Here is a 22,591-nt window from a genome sequence, read left to right on the forward strand (position 1 = left end):
GGCCGCATACCCTTAAACGTGAAATTCATCACAACTTGGTAAGGTTAGGGCTAGAGAGAACCATGTCGGGTGGCGCCTTCTGTTGCAAGCACATACGAAAAGTAAAACGGTATGGAGGGATTACGATGTCGGTGATGGAACGTAATAACACAGAAGCAAAAGGATGGCGTGGATTCAAAACGGGAAAATGGCAGAATCACGTGGATGTGCCGAACTTCCTGGAAAACAACATCCGGCCTTATCATGGTGATGAATCCTTCTTGGTCGGACCGACCCAGAACACGAAAGATCTATGGGATATCGTAAGCCAATTGTCGAAGGAAGAGCGCGAACGCGGCGGCGTGTGGGATGTCGATGTCAATACGCCATCGACGATTACATCGCATAAGCCGGGCTATTTGGACAAAGATAAGGAGAAAGTGGTCGGCGTGCAAACCGACGCTCCATTCCGCCGTTCCATCCAGCCGTTCGGCGGCATCCGGATGATGATTGACGCCTGCAAAGCGTATGGCTTCGAAATGCCTGAAGAAATCATCAAGATGTTCACGGATATTCGCAAGACGCATAACCAAGGCGTATTTGACGCATATACTTCCGAAATGCGCATGGCCCGCAAAGCCGGCATCATTACCGGCTTGCCGGATGCGTACGGGCGCGGGCGCATTATCGGCGACTACCGCCGCGTTGCATTGTACGGCGTAGATTATCTCATTAAGATGAAGCAAAAGGATCTGAAGGATCTGGAAGTGGACGTGATGACGAATGACGTTATCCGCGACCGCGAAGAGCTGTCCGAGCAGATCCGGGCGCTGCAGGAATTGAAGCAGCTTGCCGAAATGCATGGCTTCGATATTTCCCAGCCGGCGCAAAACGCGAAGGAAGCATTCCAATGGGTATACTTCGGTTACTTGGCGGCAATCAAGGAACAGAACGGTGCGGCGATGTCGCTCGGACGCGTGTCGTCCTTCCTCGATATTTATATCGAACGGGATCTGGAAGAGGGAACGCTGACCGAAGAAGAAGCCCAGGAACTGGTCGACCACTTCGTCATGAAGCTGCGGATCGTCAAATTCCTGCGTACGCCGGATTACAATGAATTGTTCAGCGGCGACCCTACATGGGTAACCGAATCGATCGGCGGCATGTCCGTGGACGGCACGACTCGCGTCACGAAGAACAGCTTCCGCTTCCTGCACACCCTGTACAACCTCGGACCGGCTCCAGAGCCGAACCTGACGGTACTGTGGTCGACGAAGCTTCCGGAAGCCTTCAAAAAATACTGCTCCAAAGTATCGATCGAGACGAGCTCGATTCAATACGAAAACGATGACCTGATGCGTCCGATCTATGGCGATGATTACGGTATCGCCTGCTGCGTATCCGCAATGCGCATCGGCAAGCAGATGCAGTTCTTCGGCGCCCGCGCCAACCTGGCGAAATGTCTGCTGTACGCCATCAATGGCGGCAAGGACGAGAAGCTGGGCTTGCAGGTAGGACCGGAGCTGCCTCCGATTACGAGCGAAGTGCTGGATTACGACGAAGTCGTCAAGCGGTTCAAGCAGATGATGGAGTGGCTGGCGAAGCTGTACATGAACACGCTGAATGTCATCCACTTTATGCATGATAAATATTGCTACGAGCGCATCGAAATGGCGCTGCATGACCGTGAAATTTTGCGGACGATGGCATGCGGCATCGCGGGCCTGTCGGTCGCAGCCGACTCGCTCAGCGCCATCAAATACGCGAAGGTTAGACCGATTCGCAACGAGCAGGGCATCGCGGTAGACTTCGAGACGGAAGGCGAATATCCTTGTTACGGCAACAATGATGAGCGCGTGGACAGCATCGCCGTTGAACTGGTTGAATCGTTCATGAACATGATTCGGAAGCACCATGCATACCGCAATGCGCTCCCAACCCAATCCGTATTGACGATCACGTCGAACGTCGTCTATGGCAAGAAGACCGGTACGACGCCGGATGGACGCAAAGCGGGCGAACCGTTCGCTCCTGGGGCGAACCCAATGCACGGCCGCGACCGCAAAGGAGCGCTTGCTTCGCTGAGCTCCGTCGCGAAACTGCCTTATGAGCACAGCCTGGACGGCATCTCGAACACGTTCTCCATCGTGCCTAAGGCGCTTGGCAAGGATCTCGAATCGCGCAAATCGAACTTGACGTCGATGCTGGACGGCTACTTCAGCAGCAAGGGGCATCATCTGAACGTCAACGTATTCGACCGCGAGCAGCTGCTTGACGCGATGGAACATCCGGAAAATTATCCGCAATTGACGATTCGCGTATCCGGATATGCGGTCAACTTCATCAAGCTGACGCGCGAGCAGCAGCTCGATGTCATCAACCGCACATTCCACGGCAGCATGTAATCAGACATGTGAGCCGGAAGAGAAGGGACCGTGAGCGACATGATTGGACGCATACACTCCGTAGAAACATTCGGCACGGTGGATGGGCCGGGTATCCGATTCATACTGTTCATGCAGGGCTGCGCCCTGAAGTGCAAATATTGCCACAATCGGGATACCTGGGATCTGCACGGCGGCACCGAGATGTCCGTAGAAGAAGCGCTCTCGGAAATCGAGTCCTACCTTCCGTATTATCGCAGCTCCGGCGGCGGCTTGACCGTATCGGGCGGGGAGCCGACATTGCAGGTTCCCTTCGTGAAGGAGCTGTTCAAGCAGGTGAAGCAGCGCTGGAACTTGCCGACGGCGCTCGATACGAACGGCGTCAACGATGTGACGAAGCTGACCGAGCTGTATGACCTGACCGATTTGGTGCTGCTCGATATCAAGCATATCGACAATGAGAAGCATATGGCCTTGACCGGGGTGCCCAATACGCGCACCCTGGAGACGGCGCGCTGGCTGTCAGACCACGGCAAGAAAATGTGGATCCGGCATGTGCTCGTCCCGACAATTAACGATGACGAGCAGGATTTGCTGAATCTTGGCCGCTTTATCGGCACGCTGCAGGGCGTCGAAAAGGTGGATGTGCTTCCATACCACCAGATGGGGGTCTATAAATGGGAGCAGCTCGGCGAGAAATATTCGCTGGAAGGCATTCCGTCGCCGACGGCGGAAGAAGCGGAGCGGGCGCAGCGGCTGATTGAACAGGGCCGGGCCGAAGCCGCAGCTCAAAAATAATCGCATATCGCTAACGGAACGTGCAGTGTCGCCCGGCGAACGGGGACGCTGCACGTTTTGTGTTTGCCCACGTTTCCGTGAACGCAGCTACTCTCTGAATGAATCGTATTTTGTCACGGCTCTCCCGCAATAGAAGACAAAGTATGCTAAAATATTTTGCAGTGATGAAAACCTGAAAGCTGCGGTTATGCTGAATCATACTATTGTGAAAATTTGGAGAGTGAATGAAAAATGGCAGATATTAGCGGTCTTGAACCGGGTATTCGCGATTTGGTGACCCAATTTATCGAGAGCGGGCGTCCGTCGGCAAGAAAGCAAAGTATCCGGGAGCGCAGGCAAGGATACTTGGATTCGGTCCGCTTGGCCGGAGAAGCGGTCCCGGTCCATCATATTTTTGAACAAACGATTGACGGCATACGGCTTCGCATCTACAAACCATCGGAACGAAGCAATCTTCCGGTTTTGATTTTTTATCATGGCGGCTGTTTTGTGAGCGGCGATTTCGAAACGCATGATCGTCAAATGCGTTTGTTAGCGAATCTGGGTAACGCACTGGTGATCGCCGTCGATTACCGCTTGGCTCCGGAGCATGTGTATCCGGCTGCGCATGACGATGCGCTGGCCGCCTCTCATCTCGTTCGCCAACATGCCCTAACTTGGGGCGGCGACCCCGAAAACATCACGATCGCCGGGGACAGCGCAGGCGGACATTTGGCGCTCGTGACCTGTCTTCGCTTGAAAGCGCAAGGGCAGTGGATGCCACAGCGGCAAGTTCTCATTTATCCGATGCTGGATGCCACGGGCGCAAGCGACAGCTATCAAAAATACGGCGATGATTATGTCGTTACGCGGGACGCTTTGTTAAGCGGATTTGAGGCTTATTTAGCCGATCTGCCTCTCGATCACCCGGAAGCGAGCCCGCTCTTCCGCAATGATTGGCAAGGGCTCCCGCCAACTTATATCATTACTGCGGAATTTGATCCGCTTGTTGACGAGGGCGAGGCGTTATATCGCCGTTTGTCGGAGGCAGGCGTCGAGGCGCAATGCAAGCGATATCTTGGCGTGAACCACGGCTTCTTTCAGCTTGCCGGCATCAGCATGGCAGGCCGACAGGCGCTGCAGGATGTCGCCGCCCTCCTGGCCAATTCAGCCTATAAATAAGGTTGAAAAGCTCCTGAACCGGAACGTGCCCGTTCTGAATGCAGGAGCTTTTTGCCGTGCGAGGAAATAAATATCCCTGGCCGGCCCCCTCCCCCGGGTCGCAGCCCATGATGTAGGTGTCCCCGAAGGTCACAATCCCCCCTGTGCCATTCCAATCGACAAAATCCGACAATAGGATGTTCGAGCGCCTTATTTTCTGGTATGTTTAATATCACAAATTAGACAAAAAAGGGGGGCCTCGAATGAACAGCCCGGCGCCGAAGCCGAATCATTATGTAAGCGAATTCATAAAAGGGCGGATGGTTTCCTTCTGGACCCGGAAATGGATGGGGAAACTCTGGTTCCGGTTTCTCCTTCCTTACTTGTTGTTTCTGATCCTGACCTTGGCAGCCGGCTGGATCGCCTACCAGGAGACGATCGCCGTGCTGGAGCGGGAAGTGCTGGAGCGCAACGACAAGGCGCTGCATCAAGCTCAGACGCTGCTGGAGACACGGATTGCGGAAGTGGAATCGATCGTGCAGCAGGTAGCCGATCACCCGAAGGTCAGAGGCTTTCAAGTCGTCCAGAAGCCTTTTGCCGGCACGAACACGTACAAGGTCATGAGCACGCAAAAGGCGCTTGATGATTACAGCATCAGCAACCGGTTTTTGAAGGATTATTTTGTCGTCTTCCGCAACAGCTCTCTCGTCATCTCCCCGCATCGGGTAGTGGGACTGGATGAGTTCTACGGGGATGTGCTTCGCTATCGGGACTGGGAGATGACCGAATGGCGGGAACAGACGCTGGAGACGTATCATTCCAAAGATTTCATCGGACTTCATACCGTGAAATACGGATCAACCGAGGAGGAGATGATCACGTACATCCGTTCCCTCGGTTATCCCGGTTATTATCAGGGAGCGGTCGTGGCGCTCATCCCGCATGCGGAAGTGGGCAAGCTGCTCAGCGGCATCAATGTGCAGACCGGGGGATGGGTGCGCGTGCTGGACAAGAACGGCCAGCTCATTGGCCGGGCCGGGGACGAAGCCGGGAGCGGACAGCCGGGTGGAGGGGATGATCTGGCCGCCATCCTGGAACGGCCGAATACCCATTACCGGACGGAGCTGAACGGGAGGGACATGCTCGTCTCGAAGACGATGTCTCCGAAGACGGGCTGGACTTATATCGCCGCGCAGCCGGCGGACGAAGTGCTGGAGAGCGTCCATGCGATGAAGCGGACGACCTTCACGCTGGTAGGGCTGTCGCTCGTCGTCATTGTGCTGCTGGCGCTGTGGCTGTCCCGCCGGAACAGCCGGCCCTTGGAAGGGTTGTACTCCTACGTGCATACGAACGCGAAGCCGGGAATGGGGCAGCGGAGCCGCAAGTCCGACATCTTCGCTTATTTGCGCGATGCATTCACGGAACTGCTCGAGACGACGAAAACGCTGGATCAGAAGCTGAGCGAGCGGCAGGAATATGCCCGCATGGCGGTGTTCGATCGCTGGCTGCGCGGGGGGTACGCCACCGAACAGCAGTTGGAGTCCTCCTTGGCGCATGCGGGATTGCAGCGGAGCGCCACCATGTATGCGGTCGCGGTGCTTCATCTCGGCTGGCATGGCGATGACTGGAGCGCCCCGGTCCTCGATGAGATGGGGCTGAAGATGCTCGTCGTGAAGGAGGAGGCGTCCGGCTTGGAGCGGGTTCCCTTCGATCTTCACGAGGTAGGCCAGGATCAGGTCGCCTTGCTGTTCTATGGCACCGAGGCGGGGACGGAAGCGGGCCGAGATGCGTCCATCCGCTTCGCGGCCTTGATTGAACAGACTTTGATGGAATTGAACGAGCGGCTGAAAAGCGCCCATATTTTGCCGATGTATACGATCGGCGGCATCGTCTCCGATCGGATGGATGTGCCGCGGTCGCTGGAACAGGCTCAGCAGTTGTACGGAATGTCCGACGGAAGCCAGGATTGGATCTGGTGGAACGAGGAAGAGCATGCGGATGGGGGGATGTACCGGTTCAACGCCGAGATGGAGAACCGGCTTACGCACGCCGTCCGCGGCGGGGATGAGGAAGAGGTGGCGAGATTGTGCCAGACCGTCTGGCAGGACAATTGGGAGAAGCGGCCGCTTACCTGTCCGATGGAGCGATGGCTGCTGATGGAGATGTATGCCGCAGCAATGAAGCTGGCGCAGTCGCTCGATCTGCCGCTGCAGACCGACAGCGCGGCCTTTCAGCAAAAAGTATTAAAGAAAGGGTCGGAGCTGCATAAGCTGTTCCCGCTTGTCCGGAACGAATTCGTTCAATTGAGCCGGACGGTGCATGAACGCAAGCGCAGCCGCAACGCGGCGCTGCTGGAGGATATGATGGCCTGCATTCGCGAGGGTTATGTAGATTCATCGCTCTCTCTCACTGTCATCTCGGATCGGCTGCAGGTGTCGGAAGCGTATGTGTCCGCGTTTTTCAAGGAGCAGACCGGACGCAATTTCTCGGAGTATGTGGAGGAGCTAAGGCTGGAGCATGCCAAGCAGTTAATGCTGGAAGGGGACGCCTTGACCTCGATTGCCGAGCGGGTCGGCTACAATTCCTTGAACTCGTTCAGCCGCGCATTCAAGCGTGCGCACGGGATGAGCGCCACCGAATATCGAAAATGGTTAAGCGAACAAAAAAAGGAATAATGGCTTTTCATAAAAATCGCACAACCGCTAAAAACGGCTTCTTTTCCCGTTCCGGGGTCCCGTTATACACTGTGAGCACGCAGCGAGAGATGTAAGCGTCATCATCGCTGCGCCAATATAACGGTCACGACCGGAAACAGGAGGTGTGCTTTTGTCGGAACAATGGCAGCCAGAGGCAAGAACATCGATTCCGGCAGCGGCGGCGATACCGGGGCGCAAGCCCGCGTTCGTATCCTATTTGAAGCGATCATGGCAGCTGTACGCGCTGTTCGCCCTTCCGCTGCTCTATGTCATCTTATTTAAGTACGGTCCGATGGTCGGCGCTCAGATCGCCTTCAAGGACTACAACGTCGTCAAGGGCATATGGGGGAGCGACTGGGCAGGATTCAAGCATTTTGCGCGCTTTTTCAACTCCTATGATTTCTGGCGCATTATGCAGAACACGCTCATTATCAGCCTGTATTCCCTTGCGGTCAGCACGCCTTTGCCCGTACTGCTCGCCTTGAGCTTGAATGCGGTGCGGATACGGTGGTTCAAAAATACGGTGCAAATGGTCAGCTACGCCCCCCATTTCATCTCCACCGTCGTCATGGTCGGCCTGCTGCTGCAGTTCCTCGATCCCCGCTCCGGCATGATCAATCAGTTTTTGGGACTGTTCGGCGTAGAGCCGATTCATTTTATGGGGGAAATGCAGTTTTTCAAGTCGATCTTCGTCTGGTCCGGCATCTGGCAGCATATCGGGTTCTCCTGTATTATCTACCTCGCCGCGCTCTCTACCGTCGATCCCGCCCTGCATGAGGCCGCCGTCCTGGACGGAGCCGGGCGGATGAAGCGAATCTGGCATATCGATATGCCGGCGGTGCTCCCGATCGCCATGATTCTGCTCATCTTGAATACGGGCCAGCTGCTGGAGACCGGGTTCGAGAAAATTTATTTGATGCAGAATCCGCTGAACCTGAAGACATCGGAAGTGATTGACACCTACGTGTACAAAATCGGATTGCTGTCCCAAGCGATGAATTTCTCGTACGCGACGGCGATCGGCCTGTTCAAGTCGGTCATCTCGCTCTTGCTTATCGTGATGGTCAATTATACCGCCCGCAAGACCGGGCAGGAGAGCTTATGGTGACGGGAGGGAGGACATAGATGGATTCACTGGCTCATGATAAAAGCGACCGTATCTTCCATATCGTGAACAATGCGGCGCTTGGCGTATTTCTCCTTATCGTGCTGTATCCGCTGCTGTATGTCGTAAGCGCTTCCTTCAGCTCGGCGAGCGCCGTCATCTCCGGCAAAGTATGGCTGTGGCCGGTCGAATTCTCGCTAGACGGCTACGAAGCCGTATTCCGGCACCGGATGGTATGGACCGGTCTGCAGAACACGCTCCTCTATACGTTCGCCGGCACCTTAATCAGCGTGGCGGTCACCGTGCTGGCGGCGTATCCGTTGTCCCGGAACGATTTCAAGGGAAGACGGGGCTTCACGCTACTGTTCGTCTTCACGATGATGTTCAACGGCGGGCTTATCCCGACATATCTGCTCGTGAAGGAGCTCGGCATGCTGGATACGGCCTGGGCCATGATTGTCCCGGCGGCCCTGTCCGTCTGGAATGTCATGATCATGATGACGTATTTCCGCACCAGCATTCCGCTGGAGCTGCTGGAATCGGCCCAGATGGACGGCTGCAGCGACTTCACCTTCCTGCTGCGCATCCTGCTACCCTTATCGGGGCCGATTATCGCCGTTGTGACCTTGTTCTACGCGGTGGACCAGTGGAACCAGTATTTCAATGCATTGATTTTCCTCAAATCAGAAAAATTGTTCCCGCTGCAGCTCGTTCTCCGGGATATTCTTGTCCAGAACCAGGTCAGTCAGGAGACGCTCGGGGACGCGAAGACGGCAGCCGCGCGCCAAGGGCTGCGCGAGCTGCTCAAATACTCGCTTATCGTCGTATCTTCCGTGCCGCTGTTGGCTATCTATCCGTTCGTGCAGAAATATTTCGTGAAAGGCATGATGATTGGCTCGATCAAAGGATAAGGCATGAAAAGGCGCAAGGTTTTTCAAGGTTCGGCACCGGCTTTTTGGAGCGCCCGCTTCATGAGGCATAGATGGCAAGATGACTAAGAACAGGACAAAAGGGGGAATTCGTGATGAGATGGAAGCGTTGGAGTACGGCATGTCTGGCGGCGGTGTTGACGCTCTCGCTCATGCTGACCGCCTGCTCGGGAAGCGGCGGCAATGCGAGCGGAACGAATGACGGCGGCCAGGCCAGCGAATCGATCGTGACGCCGAAGGGCACGTACCCGATCGTAGAAGAGAAGGTGACGCTGAAGGTTATGGTTCCATCGGAGGCGCTGGTCGAAAATTTCGAGACAAACGAGTTCACGAAATGGTATGAAGAGAAGACGAACGTGCATGTGGAATGGATCGTCGTCCCGCAGCAGAGCGCCAGCGAGAAGCTGAATCTGATGCTCGCTTCGGGCGATTACCCGGACGTCATCATGCGATTCGGCGTCACGCCGGCGCAGCAGATGATCTATGGCAAGCAGGGCGTGTTCCTGCCGCTCAATGACCTGATCGAGCAGTACGGAGACAACTTCAAGAAGGTGCTGGACAGCAATGAGGGGCTGGCCACCGCGATTACGGCGCCGGACGGCAATATCTATGCGCTGCCGAGCATCAACGACTGCTACCATTGCTCGATGGCGCAGAAGATGTGGATTTACAAGCCATGGCTCGACAAGCTGGGGCTGGACGTGCCAAAGACGACCGATGAGCTGTACACCGTATTGAAGGCGTTCAAGGAAAAGGATCCGAACGGCAATGGCAAGGCGGATGAAGTGCCGCTGACGGGAGCTCCGCGCGGGAGCGGCTGGTATTCGTCCATCGACGCGTTCCTGATGAACTCCTTCGTGCTGAACCCGGTATTCAGCGAATCGCGCAGTCATATGTACGTGGAAGACAGGCGCATCCAAGTCGCCTTCGACAAGCCGGGCTGGCGCGACGGTCTCGCCTATATGAACAAGCTGTACAAGGAAGGCTTGATCGATCCGCAAATCTTCACGCAGGACAGCGATCAACTGCTGAAGCTGGGCGAAGCGTCCGGCGATCCGATTGTCGGGGCGGCCTTGGGCGGACACCAGGGCGTCTTCACTCAGATTGCCGGGGAGAGCGGACGCTGGCTCGACTATGTGACCGTGCCTCCGCTGAAGGGACCGAACGGCGTCCAATACGCCGCCTATGACCCATTCGGGTACTCGGTCGGCTCGTATCTCATTACGAAAAACGCCAAGCATCCGGATGTCGCCTTCCGTTGGGCGGACGGTTTCTATGATGAAGAAATATCGCTGCGCACGACGATTGGGCGTCCGGGCGAGGAGTGGCGCGAAGCGAAGGAAGGCGAAATCGGCATCAACGGCAAGCCGGCCAAGTGGGCAAAGCTGAAGGAATACGGACAAATTCAGAATGTCCACTGGGAGCAGACGGCCCCGACGAACCGCTCGAACGAGCTTCGCTTGAGCTCGGCCGTGCCAAATAACGGCGAACCGAGTCTCGAAGTGCTCCTCTACAATGAAACGAAAAATAACTACGATCCATATAAACCAAGCGCGGATATGGCCGTGCCGCAGCTGTTCTTCACCGATGAACAGGCCGCCGAGCTGTCCGACCTGTCGAAGACAATCAACGACTATGTCGACGAGATGATGGCCCGCTTCGTCATCGGCGACGCGGATCTGGACAAAGACTGGGATACCTATCTCCAGACCCTCGAAGGGATGAACCTCCCGCGCTTCCTGGAGATTTACCAGACCGCCTACGACAGCAAAAAATAAACCGCAGGCAGTCCCGCATCACATCAACGCCAAGATCATGTTAAGCTATCCGGGGTGTTATCCCGGGTAGCTTTTTTTGAAGCTAGATGAACGTAATATCCTGAGTGTTATCCACGCATAGTTCGCTTTGAATGCCAGCGAGCACTAGGATGTTCGATATCTAACTTTTGCAATTCCTCGTTCAAATTCGTGCGATAAAATCAATCCCGGCATGGTCTTCTAAATAATGATATCTGATGCGTTCGGGGTGATGTCACGATGAAACTCCCATGCCTCACTTCCTTGCTCTAATGCCTCTCCCGCGGGTTCATTATGCTGAATATAAAAGATCGGAATATGATGATGGCGGGCGCTTGCAATAAGATGCTTTACATTGAAAAGGATTTTTTCCCAATGAAAGACAGGATTTTCAACCGAAAACATCCCGTTTTGGACATCACTGACGCTCAGAGCCGTTTATTTCATATAATGCCTCCCCTTTTGATTTACCTATCATCCAGCCACTCATCAAGCATATGTGAGCGTGCCTCTTCAATCAATCTCTCCAGTAGTCCAGAAAGAAAACAGGTGGAGGGGCTCTTATGTGAAATCTCCCCGTCATTCAGGTGGGCCAATAAGTATGCCGGGTCTCTTATGTACAATCTCCCCGCCAGTCAGGAAGGCCAATAAGTATGCCGGGTCGCTTATGAGCAATCTCCCCGTCAGTCAGGTGGGCCAATATGTATGTGTGGTCCCTTATGCGCACTCTCCCCGTCAGTCAGGAGGGCCAATAAGTATGTCGGGTCTCTTATGTACAATCTCCCCGTCAGTCAGGTGGGCCAATATGTGCCCGATCCTCTTACGTTCAAACTCCCAACCACTCAGAAAGGTATATTTACATGATTTCTTTTGAAAATTGAGTCATGCAAGAGCTACCCCATACTGTCATGTGGGGTGAAGAATTTGTTCAGGAGTCTTTGGTATGTTTGGATATGACAGGGGCTGGTTTAGCAGGAAAACCCCCAAAAGGGATCGTAAGGGGTGAGCCTGGCTCTACCTGATGCAATGGGAGAATGGTGCAATGTGCAGGTGGACAGAGGAAGCCTCTGACTGAATGGGATATTGATCAAAAGAACTCGTGAGCGGTCCGCCTGGCTCCCTGACTCAATGGGAGAATGGTGCAATGTGCAAATGGACAGAGAAAAGCATCTGACTAACCGGGATATTGATCAAAAGAACTCGTGAGCGGCCCGCCTGCCTCTACCTGACTCAATGGGAGAATGGTGCAATGTGCAAATGGACAGAGGAAAGCATCTGACTAACCGGGATATTGATCAAAAGAACTCGTGAGCGGCCCGCCTGCCTCTACCTGACTTAATGGGAGAATGGTGCAATGTGCAAATGGACAGAGGAAAGCATCTGACTAACCGGGATATTGGTCAAAAGAACTCTTGAGCGGCCCGCCTGCCTCTACCTGACTTAATGGGAGAATGGTGCAATGTGCAGGTGGACAGAGGAAGCGCCTGACTCAATGGGATATTGGTCAAAAGAACTCGAGAGGGGCCCACCTGGCTACCTGACTCAATGGGAGAATGGTGCAATGTGCAGGCCGGCAGAGGAAGCGCCTGACCGAACGGGATATTGGTCAAAAGAACTTGGGACGGGGTCAATCCGAAATATTCCTGAGTGAAAAGCGCTGCCTCTAGAGGGAGTCGATGGGAGAGTACCGCAAAGGGTAGAGGTGCGACGCAGATGTCCGACGATCGGATTTATCTTCTGAGGGTTAGGCTTGCCCCCAATTGGCAGGGATACAATCGTACAATCGGGAGTAGAGGATTTTATCCCCCGATCGTAGATATTCGTCCTTAACGGATACGGACGATAGACCTATAATTGATTATGTATGGACTACACTATTATTTTCCTTGGGGAGGTCTTGCCATGAGAAGAAAGGCAGTTCTTCTTCTCACGCTGATCGTGATAGGGGCGACGGTGATTGGCGCCTGCGGCATGATTGGCGGCGGAGACGGTTCCAAGTCCGGACAATCACAAAATAATGAGCCGTTCGATCTGAAGCTGCGGCATATTCAGCTCGGAGACGCGAATAAGAACCGTCTTGCTCGTCTCGAAGCGGTCGTGAAGAAGACGCAGGAGCAGCATCCGGGCCTTACGATCAGGCTGGATGGGGTAGACAGCGAGGTGAACCGCAAGGATAAGCTGAGAAGCGAGATGGCGGCTGGCAATCCGCCGGACATTTTCGATACATTCGGCAGTCCGGATGTCGGTCTGTATGCCAAGGAAGGCCTTGTGCTGGATATCGCGCCGATTCTGGAGGAGCTCGGTTTGAAGGACAAGTTCCTCAACCTGGAGCCGTGGACGCATGACGGGAAGATTTATGGCTTGCCGAACGGCGGATCCATTGAAGGCTATTTTTATAATAAGCAGTATTTTGCGGAAAAGGGGCTGGAATTGCCGAAGACGCTGGCCGATCTGGAGGCGATCGCGGACGAGATCAAAGCCGACGGCAAAATCCCGTTCGCCCGGGCTTCGAAGGATGCCTGGGTTCCGCTCATGACGATTAATAATCTGTGGTCTTACTATACCGGACCTCATTTCACCGCAGGCTTCAAAACCGGGGAATCGAAGTGGACCGACCCGCGAATGGTGGAAGCGATATCGAAGCATCAGGAATGGGTGAACAAAGGTTACTTTAAGCGCGGCGAGCTCGGGTTGGAATATGCGGACCAGCGCACACAGCTTCTGACGGGAGAAGCGATCATGATGTTCGACGGAACTTGGGGATCTTCCGGACTGACAGACGAGAAGACGGCAGACGGCAAGAGCAAATTCGGCTTCTTCCTGATGCCTCCGCTCAAGGAAGGGGATGGAATAAGCGCGATGGTGGACACAAACAACGGGTATGCGTTCTCGGCCAAGGTGGCGGAGGATCCGCGCAAGCTGGAGGCGGTCAAGTCGTTCATCCTCAATTTTTATAATGAAGAGATTCAATTGCTGGGTCTGATGGAAGACGGCGTGCTGCCGTCTCTGAAGATGGAGCAGGCAAAGATGGAGCAGGTGGTCGACAGCGGCCTTATTCTTGAGATTATCAAGCGCACCAATGAAGTTCGTTACCGATGGCCAGCGTTCGATGCGCTAATCCAGGCCGAGGTCGATACGGAGCTGCGCATCGGCATTCAGCGCGTCATGGAAGGCGATGTCAAGCCGGCCGATATGCTGGCAGCCGTGCAGAAGGTCCAGGACGAAGCGAACATGACCATAAGATAAGGAATGTTCCTTTCGTTGGCGCAATATATACGGACGGAGCTGGGAACGGGCATGAATTTGCGGTTTAAAATGTTGGCTGGATTCGTAACGTTGATCATCATTCCCCTCCTTTTGCTGGGGTCGCTCGTATTCTATATTACCTTTCAATTGTTCGCGCAAAAGTACAGCGAGCAGGCGGAGTTCTCGCTCAAAGCGATCGGGCAGAGCGTCAGCTATTTCTTCTCGGAAATGAACCGGGTGACGGACACCGGCATCAGCAGCTCCGTATTCCAGAACGCGCTGACGGCCGGATCGAGCGAAAATCTGGCCAACGCGAATTATTTGCAGTTAAACGAGAATCAGCGCAATTTCCGCCTGCTGTTGTACAGCCATCCGTCTATCGGATACGCATTTCTTTATAATTACCGGAGCACATTGCCGCAAAATCAGGTCATCTCGATTTTTAACAAAGAAGGCTTTATGGCGCTTCCGTTCGATCAGTTCAAAAAGCACCCGCTCTACGAGCAAGTCCTGAAGCTGAACGGCGCTCCGAAATGGGTCGGCCCGTATGAATACCCGGAGGTGACCGGCCAGGAACCGGTTTTTACCCAGATTCGGGTGGTCAAGGAATTAAGCAGCCTGCGCAATATCGGGATTCTTGTCGTGCAGATCAAGAACTGGGAGATCGAGTCGATATTCAATGATTTCCGCCGCAACCAAGGGGAGGAGGAGGATGACACGCGCTTCCTGCTCGTCAATAATGCGGGCATGATTCTGTATGACAGCGACAAGCTGGCGAACGGTGACTCGTTGACCGGGATGCTCGATTCCGCCAAGCTGTCGGATACCTTGCGCTATCAGAGCTTCAAGACGCCGTTCAACGGGCAGGAGAGCATCGTCTCGATGTATAAGCTGAAGGATTATGATTGGCATATCGTCTCGGTGACTTCCTGGAAAATGCTGACCAAAGAGATGATCAGCTTCGGGATGTGGGTCGCCATAATTTTGCTCGTTTGCGTAGCCGCCGCCGTGCTGTTCAATCTGCTGTTCGTGAACCGGATTACTCATTCCATCAACCGAATCGTCCGCTTCATGCGCAGGGTGGAGTCCGGCGAGATGAACGCTCGGGTCGACGAGAAGGATCGGGATGAACTGGGGGCGCTCGCTGTCGGCTTCAACCGCCTCATCGATCAGGTATGCGTCCTCCTGCAGCAGGTCAAGCGGGAACAGCAGCAGAAGAACAAAGCGGAGATGCGGGTGCTCGAAGCGCAGATCAAGCCGCATTTCCTGTTCAATACGCTGGAATCGATCAATGTGCTTGCCGTGCAGAACGAGGGGCGCAAAGTAAGCCAGATGGTGATCAGACTGGGCAATATCCTGCGCACGAGCATCCAGGACAAGGAAGAGATTACGATCCGCGAGGAATTGGAGTATACGCGCAGTTATTTGGAAATTCAGAAATTCCGCTTCGAGGATGTGTTCAACTTTGAAATCAGCGTCCCGGATGAAATCATGAACGCCAAAATATTGAAGCTGACCCTGCAGCCGCTCGTCGAGAACTGCATTCAGCACGGCTTCGACGGCATCATGCATCCCGGGATAATCCGGATCACCGCCTCCGAGGATGCCGAATGCATTTATTTGCGGGTGAAAGATAACGGAATCGGGATGTCGAATGAGCAGCTCAGCCGCTTCCAATATATGCAATCCGATGAGTGTCAGCCTTCGAATCCGGAGCTGCCCGACAGCTACAATACGGAGCGCTGCGGTCTCGGCGTGCGCAGCGTAGCCGATCGGGTCCGCATCCGCTACGGCCCGCGCTACGGCTTGTTCATCTGCTCCGCGCCGCAGATGGGAACGGTCATCCAGATAACGATACCAAAATATGAACAGGGGGAAGCGAAATGAACGTGAAGGTGTTGCTCATTGACGATGAAGCGCCGATTGTGAACAATCTGAAGATCGTCATCCCCTGGAATGAGATGCAGATCGATATCGTCGGCACCGCGCGCAACGGGGCCGAAGGGATCGATGCGGTGCGCGCGCATGAGCCCGATATTATTTTGTGCGATATCCGCATGCCTGTGATGGACGGTATGGAATTTTTGCGGGAAATCCGTAAAATGGGCGTCGAAGCGGAAGTGCTGATGCTGACGGGCTACCAGGAATTCGAATATGCCCGCATTGCCCTGCAGCACGGGGTGCGAGATTATATTGTGAAGCCGATTAATTATGAAGAGCTGCAGCAGACCGTAGGCAAGCTGGCCGATGAGGTCCGCTCCCGCAAGCAGAAGAAAAAGCAGGAGGAGCGGCGCTGGGGAAAGGTCATCCGCCTTGCCTTTGAGAAAATGCTGTTCGATGTGCTGATGGGCTTCTCATCCGGTCCTTCCCCGCTGGTGATGCAGGAAGGGGACATTCCGGCCGAGCGGTTGACCTATGCGGTCCTGCTCGTCGATCTGGACGGATATGCCCAGCGTACCGTATCATGGGTAGATAGCGAGCGCAAGCTGTGGAATTTCGCCGTTCGCAATGTGCTTCAGGAGGCCATCCAGGAGGACGGACTGACCTATGCCGTCCTGCAAATGCGGGAAGGGGAATGGGCGGTTCTCATTCAGTTCGGCCCGGACCGCGCGGAGGCGACGACTTCGGAGATGGTGTGCTGGGCCCAAGATATTCAACAGGCGGTGCGGGAGCATGTCAAGATGACCGTAAGCCTTGCTTGGGATCAGGGACCGGTGCCGATGGCCGCGCTCTCCCACACTTACAAACGGCTGCAGCGCGTGCTCATATGGGCATCGGAAGACGAGCAGCTGCTCTCGGTCGATGAAGGCTCGATGGCCCGTCAAGTCGCGTCGGTATCGGAATGGCATCTCGTCGAAGAGATCGTGTCCGGGATGAAGCAGAACGACAAGCGCAATGTCGAGCAAGGGCTCCATTCCTTGCAGACGAGTCTGTCCTGCATGTCAGAGCAGTCGATCATGCGGGTCGAGAAGTTTCTGCATTATGTCGTTATCCATCTGCTGCGTGAAATGCGGGAACTGGAATTCATTCAGGCCCAGCAGGAGGAGGAAGTGTGGAACAAGCTGCAGCACAGCTTGACCGTGAAGGACCTGATGAACGTCATCACGGACCTGGTCGGCAATACGAAGGAACACGCCATGAACAAGAAATCGGGCGAATTGCTCATGATTTCGGCGAAGGATTACATTCATCGGCATTTGGGCTCCGATATCGGCATCGAGGAGCTCGCCGATTACCTCGGCATCAGCTGCAGCTACTTCAGCATGCTGTTCAAAAATTATTTCGGGGAGACGTTCGTTGAATACGTCACAAGACAGCGCATGGAGCTCGCGATGTCGATGCTGCGCATGACGGACAAGAGCATCGCGCAGATCGGCATGCTCGTCGGCTATACCGAGCGCCGGTACTTCTCGAGAGTATTCCAGAAGTATACGGGAATGACTCCTTCCGAATACCGGGAGTCCCGGGTCACGGCCGAATAGAGAGCGCGGCGGCATCCGCGCTCAATTTTTACGACAGAGAGGATGGAACGAGAGGCATGGGTAAACAGCAACTGACATTGGAACAGAAAATCGGCCAAATGGTCATGTGCGGCTTCCACGGCCCGGTTGTCAACGACAATATCCGCACGCTGATTGAGAAGCATCATGTTGGCGGCATTATTTATTTCCGCCGCAATGTGCAGAGCAAGGAGCAGGTATGCGGGTTGTCACGGGAGCTGCAGCTCATCTCGCGCAAGCACACCGATATTCCGCTCTTTATCTGTATCGACCAGGAAGGGGGCATGGTCGCCCGCATCGATTGGGACGATATTACGCTCATTCCCGGCAATATGGCGATCGGGGCGGCGCGCAGCGCCGAAGACGCGTATGAAGCGGCCCGAATCTGCGGCGAAGAGCTGCTGCATATGGGCATCAATATGAACTTCGCGCCAAACGTGGACGTGAACAATAATGCCCTGAACCCGGTCATCGGGGTGCGTTCGTACGGCGAGCGCCCGGATCTCGTGGCCGAGCTGGGAGCGGCTCAGATCCGCGGTCTGCAGGAAGCGAATGTCGCGGCGACGGCGAAGCATTTCCCGGGTCATGGCGACACGGCGGTCGATTCCCACCACGGACTGGCGGCGGTCAACCACGACGAGGAGCGGCTGCTCGCGATCGAGCTGGCGCCGTTCATTCGCGCTATCCGCGAAGGCGTCGATCTGATTATGACGGCACATGTCATGTTCCCGGCCTTCGAGCCGAACCCGATTCCGGCGACATTGTCGCGCAATGTGCTGACGAATCTGCTGCGCAAGCGGCTCGGTTATAACGGCGTTATCGTCACCGACTGTCTGGAGATGCATGCGATTTCCAAAGAATTCGGCATTCCTGAGGGGGCCGTGCGCTCAGTGGAAGCCGGCGCCGATCTGGTGCTCGTGAGCCATACGTACGAAGAGCAGGTCGCGGCGATCGCGGCGCTGGTCGAGGCGGTGCGCAGCGGGCGGATTCCGGAGTCGCAGATCGACGAGTCGGTCGATCGGCTGCTGGCGCTGAAGGCGAAGCGCAGCATGGACGCCCTGCCGGAAGTGACGCCTCAATTCGCGGCGCTGTTCGGTTCCGACGCCTCCAAGGCGGTCGTCGACCGCATCTGCGAGAACAGCATTACGCTGGTCAAAAATGAAGGCGGGTTCCTTCCGCTGCGCAAGGAAGAGCCGACGCTCGTCATTTGGCCGGAAGTGCGCCAGCGTACGGAGGTCGATGAGCCGATCGAACAGTCCTACACATTGGCGACCGCGCTGACGCCTTACGTAGACCATGTGGAGGAATGGCGGATCGGCACGTATCCGGAAGCGGACGAAGTGAAGGCGACCTTGGAGAAGGCCGCATCCTTCAAGCAGATTGTCGTGCTGACCTATAATGCGGTTTCCACGCTCCATCCCGGCCAGGTCGAAATTGTACAGGGCTTGATCGGCCGCCCGGATGCGCAGGTTATCGTCGCCTCGACGCGCAATCCGTATGATTTGAACCAGTTCCCGGAAGCGCCGGTCTATCTGTGCTGCTACGAGAATCGTCCGGCGACGATGAAGGCGCTGGCGGCCGTGCTGGCAGGCAAGCAGGAAGCGCGCGGCAGGCTGCCGGTCACGATCTCGCCGGAATATCCGTTCGGGCATCAGGCGTAGAAGTCTATAATATCGGCAAGATATTCGGGCCGATGATTGCATCATAAGGCTGTTCCCCGGCCGTCTACCTGACGAGGGGAACGGCCTTTTGCTTGCTGCGCGCACGGTTCAGCCGCAGTGAAAATATCCGATGGATTTATGAGGCGGATCAGGCTATATTGGAATAAGAATCGTTGCGATTAGGAGAGAAGCTGCTTATGAGGGAGAATGTGCCTTCGGCCCGTTACGGCAAGCTTATTACGGAAACGCTGTTCATGGCGTCCGGAATTGTCGTCGGCTTGTTCGGGTTGGTGATGATGGCTGGCTATCTTGCGTCAGAGGAGCAACAGTCCTCGGGAGAGAACGATTTTGCGCTGTTGGCGCTGCTCTCCCTGCTGCCGATTGCCGCGGGGTGCTGGCTGTGCTATATGTCGTGGAAAAGAAAGAGAAAGCGCAAGCTGGCGGAGCTGGAAAATGCGGCGCTGTCGATCGCTGCCCGGAAGGGAGGGCGCTTGACGGCCGCCGAACTGGCGATGGATGCCCGCATCGACGTGCAGAAGGCGCGCGCTTTGCTGGAGCATTTCGTGAAGGAGAAGGCGGCCATTCTGAAAATCGCCGATAACGGCGCTTACGTCTATGAATTCGACGGTCTGCTCGACGAGCGGGAGAAGGCGGACGCGCAGTCGTTGAAGGAACTGATCTACGGCAAGCCGCTATAGCTGCCGCGAAGGCATGGCTGCCTTCGCATTCAAGGCAAGGACAGCATCCAGGTGATGCAGCAAATAATAAGGGAGGCGGCTGGATGAGGAATCAGGAACAATATGCGGAGCTGGAGCAGGCGCTGCAGGAAGTAGAGAAGTGGGAGCGGGAGCAGAAGGATCTATCCTTTTTCGATAAAATCGGCCGCCTGCCCTTCACCTTGCTCGAGCGGTTCACGCCTGCGGGGCTCCAGCGCAAAATATCCGAGCTGCTGGATGAGCTGGGAGCCTATCTGCAAACGGGCGGCAAATATTTGATTCAGAAAAAGCATGTGCTGAACAAGCTGCAGGCGAAGCGGGCCGAGCTGGACCCGGCGGCGGCCGGGCAGCGGGGCGAACCGGATCTTGCGCTCGCCCAATCGCTGCCTCTTGCCATATGCGATGCCGCTGCGGCCGAGGTCATGGAGGCGAACAAGAAGGTGGCGTTCGCCCAAGGAGCGACGACGGGCTTCGGCGGATTGTTCACGCTGGCGGTCGACATTCCGGCCGTGCTCGGCTTGGCCTTGAAGGCGCTGCAGGAGACCGCCATCTGCTACGGCTTCGATCCGGATGATCCGCGCGAGCGGGTCTTCATCGTCAAATGCATGCAGTTCACGACCTCGGATGTCGTAGGCAAGCAGGCGATCCTGAAGGATGTGGCCGATTATGACAATCCCGAGCGGGAACGGGCGGGACTGTCGGAGATGCAGGGCTGGCGGGAGACGATGGCTTCCTTCACCGACAGCTTCGGCTGGAAGAAGCTGTTCCAGACGATTCCGGTCGTCGGCATGGTATTCGGCTCCTTCAGCAACCGCTCTTTAATCCATGATATGGCGGAGACCGGACAATACTTGTACCGCAAACGGGCCATTCTCGCGCGCCTGCAAGCGGTGAAGAATCAGGCTGCTTTAGAGTAGCCTGTTTTTTGCGTGTCCGCTGCGATACTGTATATGGATACAGAGCAATGGGATGGCCAGTGAACCAGAGCGGAACCTTTATTGAAACCGTTATATTTTTCCAGTATAATGAAGTCGCCTTCAAAATATTGGAACGCGAAGGAAAATTTCGAAGCTGTTCGTTTGAAAATTTTTCTATGAATAACGGGGGTGTTTGAATGGCGCGATTCGCAGAGCCGTTTAAAATCAAAATGGTGGAGCCGCTGCGCATCATCTCACGGGAAGAGCGGGAGAGGGCCCTGGAACGGGCGGGATACAATCCATTTCTGCTGCGCGGGGATGAAGTGTATATCGATCTGTTGACCGACAGCGGCACGAGCGCGATGAGCGACAACCAATGGGCCGGCATGATGCTGGGCGACGAGTCGTATGCGGGCAGCCGCAATTATTATCATCTGTGCGACACGGTGCAGCACATTACAGGTTATCAGCATGTGATTCCGATGCATCAGGGGCGGGGCGCCGAAAAGGTGCTGTTTCCGCTGCTTATTCAAAAAGGGCAGTATGTCCTGAGCAATTGGCATTTCGATACAACGCGCGCGCATGTCGATCTGGCCGGGGGAATTGCGGTTGATCTTGTAACCGAACAAGCCTATGATACGACGACGCCTTATCCGTTCAAAGGAAACTTCGATACGGATAAGCTGCGCCATGCGATTGCGGAAAAAGGAACGGAAAACATCGCATTTATCCTTATTACCGTGACGAACAACAGCGCCGGCGGCCAGCCCGTATCCATGGAAAATATTCGCGAGGTATCCGCCATTGCGAAGCAGAACGGGATTCGCGTCTTTTTCGATGCCGCGCGTTATGCGGAGAATGCGTACTTCATCAAGAAGCGCGAGCAAGGCTATGAGGATAAAGAAATCATTGATATCGTCCGTGAAATGTTCTCTTATGGCGAAGGGTTCACGATGAGCGCCAAAAAGGACGGGCTTGTCAATATCGGCGGCTTGCTGGCCTTTAAAGAGGATGAAGCGTTATTTACGCAAGCGCGTTCGATGACGGTGCCGATGGAGGGCTTTCCGACTTACGGCGGCTTGACCGGGCGCGATATGGAAGCGCTTGCCCGCGGGCTGCGCGAAGGCATCGACGAGCAGTATCTTGCTTATCGCATCGGCCAGATCGAATATCTCGGCAGACGCCTCGAGGAGGGAGGAATCCCTTTCCAGACGCCCACGGGCGGCCATGCCGTATTCGTAGACGCGAAAAAGATGCTGCCGCATATTCCCGCGGCGCAGTTCCCGGCCCAGGTGCTGGCGAACGAGTTATATCTTGAAGCGGGGATACGAGGAGTCGAAATCGGCTCTTTTCTGCTGGGACGTGACGCCTCGACAGGCGAACAGTTGGAGAGCAAGCTTGAATTGCTGCGTTTGACGATTCCGCGCCGCGTCTATACGAATAACCATATGGATGTCATTGCGGATGCCCTGATTGCTATCAAGGACCGGGCAAGCACGTTGACAGGATTGGAGTTCACGTACGAACCGCCGATATTGCGGCATTTCACTGCGCGTCTTCGGCCGATCAAGTCAGAAGTCCCGTCCCGCTAAGCTATCCCGTTCAGCTTGAACAGGGAATGTGAAGCCGGCAGGACACCGTTTGCCGAACGGCATATGCGTTGATGGGAGAAGGAGGGGGCGAAGCGCCCCCTCCTTGCCGAGCAGGAGAAGGGAAGCGGGTAA

General features: G+C 55.3%; 15 protein-coding genes. 14 read left to right on the forward strand and 1 reads right to left on the reverse strand.

Translation table 11 applies throughout. The features are described from left to right. The first annotated feature begins 125 nt into the window (after positions 1 to 125). The 7 genes from pflB to ABD76_RS00920 all read left to right on the forward strand — a co-directional run bounded on the left by pflB (position 126) and on the right by ABD76_RS00920 (position 10,809). A complete protein-coding gene (pflB, locus tag ABD76_RS00890; RefSeq protein ID WP_197253496.1) occupies positions 126 to 2,384 on the forward strand; it encodes a formate C-acetyltransferase in 2,259 nt (752 codons plus the stop codon). Positions 2,385 to 2,423: 39 nt separating this feature from the next. Beyond that, complete coding sequence (gene pflA / locus ABD76_RS00895) at positions 2,424 to 3,161, forward strand: pyruvate formate-lyase-activating protein (protein ID WP_197253575.1); 738 nt, start codon at positions 2,424 to 2,426, stop codon at positions 3,159 to 3,161. A 231-nt stretch (positions 3,162 to 3,392) separates the two neighbouring features. Next, a complete protein-coding gene (locus ABD76_RS00900) occupies positions 3,393 to 4,322 on the forward strand; it encodes an alpha/beta hydrolase (RefSeq protein WP_197253497.1) in 930 nt (309 codons plus the stop codon). A gap of 242 nt (positions 4,323 to 4,564) precedes the next feature. Then, on the forward strand, positions 4,565 to 6,976 hold the full coding sequence (locus ABD76_RS00905) for an AraC family transcriptional regulator (protein ID WP_197253498.1): 2,412 nt from the start codon (positions 4,565 to 4,567) through the stop codon (positions 6,974 to 6,976). A gap of 151 nt (positions 6,977 to 7,127) precedes the next feature. Then, the gene (locus tag ABD76_RS00910; protein ID WP_197253499.1) at positions 7,128 to 8,105 is read left to right on the forward strand and encodes an ABC transporter permease; all 978 of its coding nucleotides are present in this window, start codon (positions 7,128 to 7,130) and stop codon (positions 8,103 to 8,105) included. A 17-nt stretch (positions 8,106 to 8,122) separates the two neighbouring features. Next, entirely contained in the window at positions 8,123 to 9,013 is an 891-nt protein-coding gene (locus ABD76_RS00915; RefSeq protein ID WP_197253500.1) for a carbohydrate ABC transporter permease, read from the forward strand. A gap of 113 nt (positions 9,014 to 9,126) precedes the next feature. Beyond that, positions 9,127 to 10,809, forward strand: coding sequence for an ABC transporter substrate-binding protein (locus tag ABD76_RS00920; RefSeq protein ID WP_197253501.1), 1,683 nt, complete (start codon positions 9,127 to 9,129; stop codon positions 10,807 to 10,809). 219 nt (positions 10,810 to 11,028) lie between these two features. On the opposite strand, the gene ABD76_RS30790 is transcribed toward ABD76_RS00920, so the two are convergent. After that, positions 11,029 to 11,259, reverse strand: a complete 231-nt coding sequence (locus ABD76_RS30790) for an isochorismatase family protein (RefSeq protein ID WP_420901903.1) — start codon at positions 11,257 to 11,259, stop codon at positions 11,029 to 11,031. 1,470 nt (positions 11,260 to 12,729) lie between these two features. Here ABD76_RS30790 and ABD76_RS00930 point away from each other — a divergent pair. The 7 genes from ABD76_RS00930 to ABD76_RS00960 all read left to right on the forward strand — a co-directional run bounded on the left by ABD76_RS00930 (position 12,730) and on the right by ABD76_RS00960 (position 22,459). After that, on the forward strand, positions 12,730 to 14,073 hold the full coding sequence (locus ABD76_RS00930; RefSeq protein WP_197253504.1) for an ABC transporter substrate-binding protein: 1,344 nt from the start codon (positions 12,730 to 12,732) through the stop codon (positions 14,071 to 14,073). Between the two features lie 51 nt (positions 14,074 to 14,124). Continuing rightward, positions 14,125 to 15,960, forward strand: coding sequence for a cache domain-containing sensor histidine kinase (locus ABD76_RS00935; protein ID WP_197253577.1), 1,836 nt, complete (start codon positions 14,125 to 14,127; stop codon positions 15,958 to 15,960). Next, a complete protein-coding gene (locus ABD76_RS00940; protein ID WP_197253505.1) occupies positions 15,957 to 17,555 on the forward strand; it encodes a response regulator transcription factor in 1,599 nt (532 codons plus the stop codon). The genes ABD76_RS00935 and ABD76_RS00940 overlap by 4 nt, the downstream gene beginning before the upstream one ends. A gap of 56 nt (positions 17,556 to 17,611) precedes the next feature. Further along, a complete protein-coding gene (nagZ, locus tag ABD76_RS00945) occupies positions 17,612 to 19,234 on the forward strand; it encodes a beta-N-acetylhexosaminidase (RefSeq protein ID WP_197253506.1) in 1,623 nt (540 codons plus the stop codon). 197 nt (positions 19,235 to 19,431) lie between these two features. After that, on the forward strand, positions 19,432 to 19,932 hold the full coding sequence (locus ABD76_RS00950; protein ID WP_197253507.1) for a hypothetical protein: 501 nt from the start codon (positions 19,432 to 19,434) through the stop codon (positions 19,930 to 19,932). Positions 19,933 to 20,015: 83 nt separating this feature from the next. Next, positions 20,016 to 20,867 (forward strand): EcsC family protein, encoded by an 852-nt coding sequence (locus ABD76_RS00955; protein ID WP_197253508.1) that lies wholly within the window; start codon positions 20,016 to 20,018, stop codon positions 20,865 to 20,867. Between the two features lie 197 nt (positions 20,868 to 21,064). Further along, positions 21,065 to 22,459 (forward strand): tryptophanase, encoded by a 1,395-nt coding sequence (locus ABD76_RS00960; protein WP_197253509.1) that lies wholly within the window; start codon positions 21,065 to 21,067, stop codon positions 22,457 to 22,459. Positions 22,460 to 22,591: the final 132 nt, after the last annotated feature.

Source organism: Paenibacillus dendritiformis (assembly GCF_015845845.1).
GTDB lineage: Bacteria > Bacillota > Bacilli > Paenibacillales > Paenibacillaceae > Paenibacillus_B > Paenibacillus_B dendritiformis_C.

Excerpts from the sequence above, each read along its gene's own strand:
- pflB (WP_197253496.1), top strand. The coding sequence starts at position 126 with ATGTCGGTGATGGAACGTAATAACACAGAAGCAAAAGGATGGCGTGGA.
- ABD76_RS00915 (WP_197253500.1), top strand. The coding sequence starts at position 8,123 with ATGGATTCACTGGCTCATGATAAAAGCGACCGTATCTTCCATATCGTG.
- ABD76_RS00935 (WP_197253577.1), top strand. The coding sequence starts at position 14,125 with ATGAATTTGCGGTTTAAAATGTTGGCTGGATTCGTAACGTTGATCATC.
- nagZ (WP_197253506.1), top strand. The coding sequence starts at position 17,612 with ATGGGTAAACAGCAACTGACATTGGAACAGAAAATCGGCCAAATGGTC.
- ABD76_RS00920 (WP_197253501.1), top strand. The coding sequence starts at position 9,127 with ATGAGATGGAAGCGTTGGAGTACGGCATGTCTGGCGGCGGTGTTGACG.
- ABD76_RS00940 (WP_197253505.1), top strand. The coding sequence starts at position 15,957 with ATGAACGTGAAGGTGTTGCTCATTGACGATGAAGCGCCGATTGTGAAC.
- pflA (WP_197253575.1), top strand. The coding sequence starts at position 2,424 with ATGATTGGACGCATACACTCCGTAGAAACATTCGGCACGGTGGATGGG.
- ABD76_RS00960 (WP_197253509.1), top strand. The coding sequence starts at position 21,065 with ATGGCGCGATTCGCAGAGCCGTTTAAAATCAAAATGGTGGAGCCGCTG.
- ABD76_RS00905 (WP_197253498.1), top strand. The coding sequence starts at position 4,565 with ATGAACAGCCCGGCGCCGAAGCCGAATCATTATGTAAGCGAATTCATA.
- ABD76_RS00950 (WP_197253507.1), top strand. The coding sequence starts at position 19,432 with ATGAGGGAGAATGTGCCTTCGGCCCGTTACGGCAAGCTTATTACGGAA.
- ABD76_RS00930 (WP_197253504.1), top strand. The coding sequence starts at position 12,730 with ATGAGAAGAAAGGCAGTTCTTCTTCTCACGCTGATCGTGATAGGGGCG.
- ABD76_RS00900 (WP_197253497.1), top strand. The coding sequence starts at position 3,393 with ATGGCAGATATTAGCGGTCTTGAACCGGGTATTCGCGATTTGGTGACC.
- ABD76_RS00955 (WP_197253508.1), top strand. The coding sequence starts at position 20,016 with ATGAGGAATCAGGAACAATATGCGGAGCTGGAGCAGGCGCTGCAGGAA.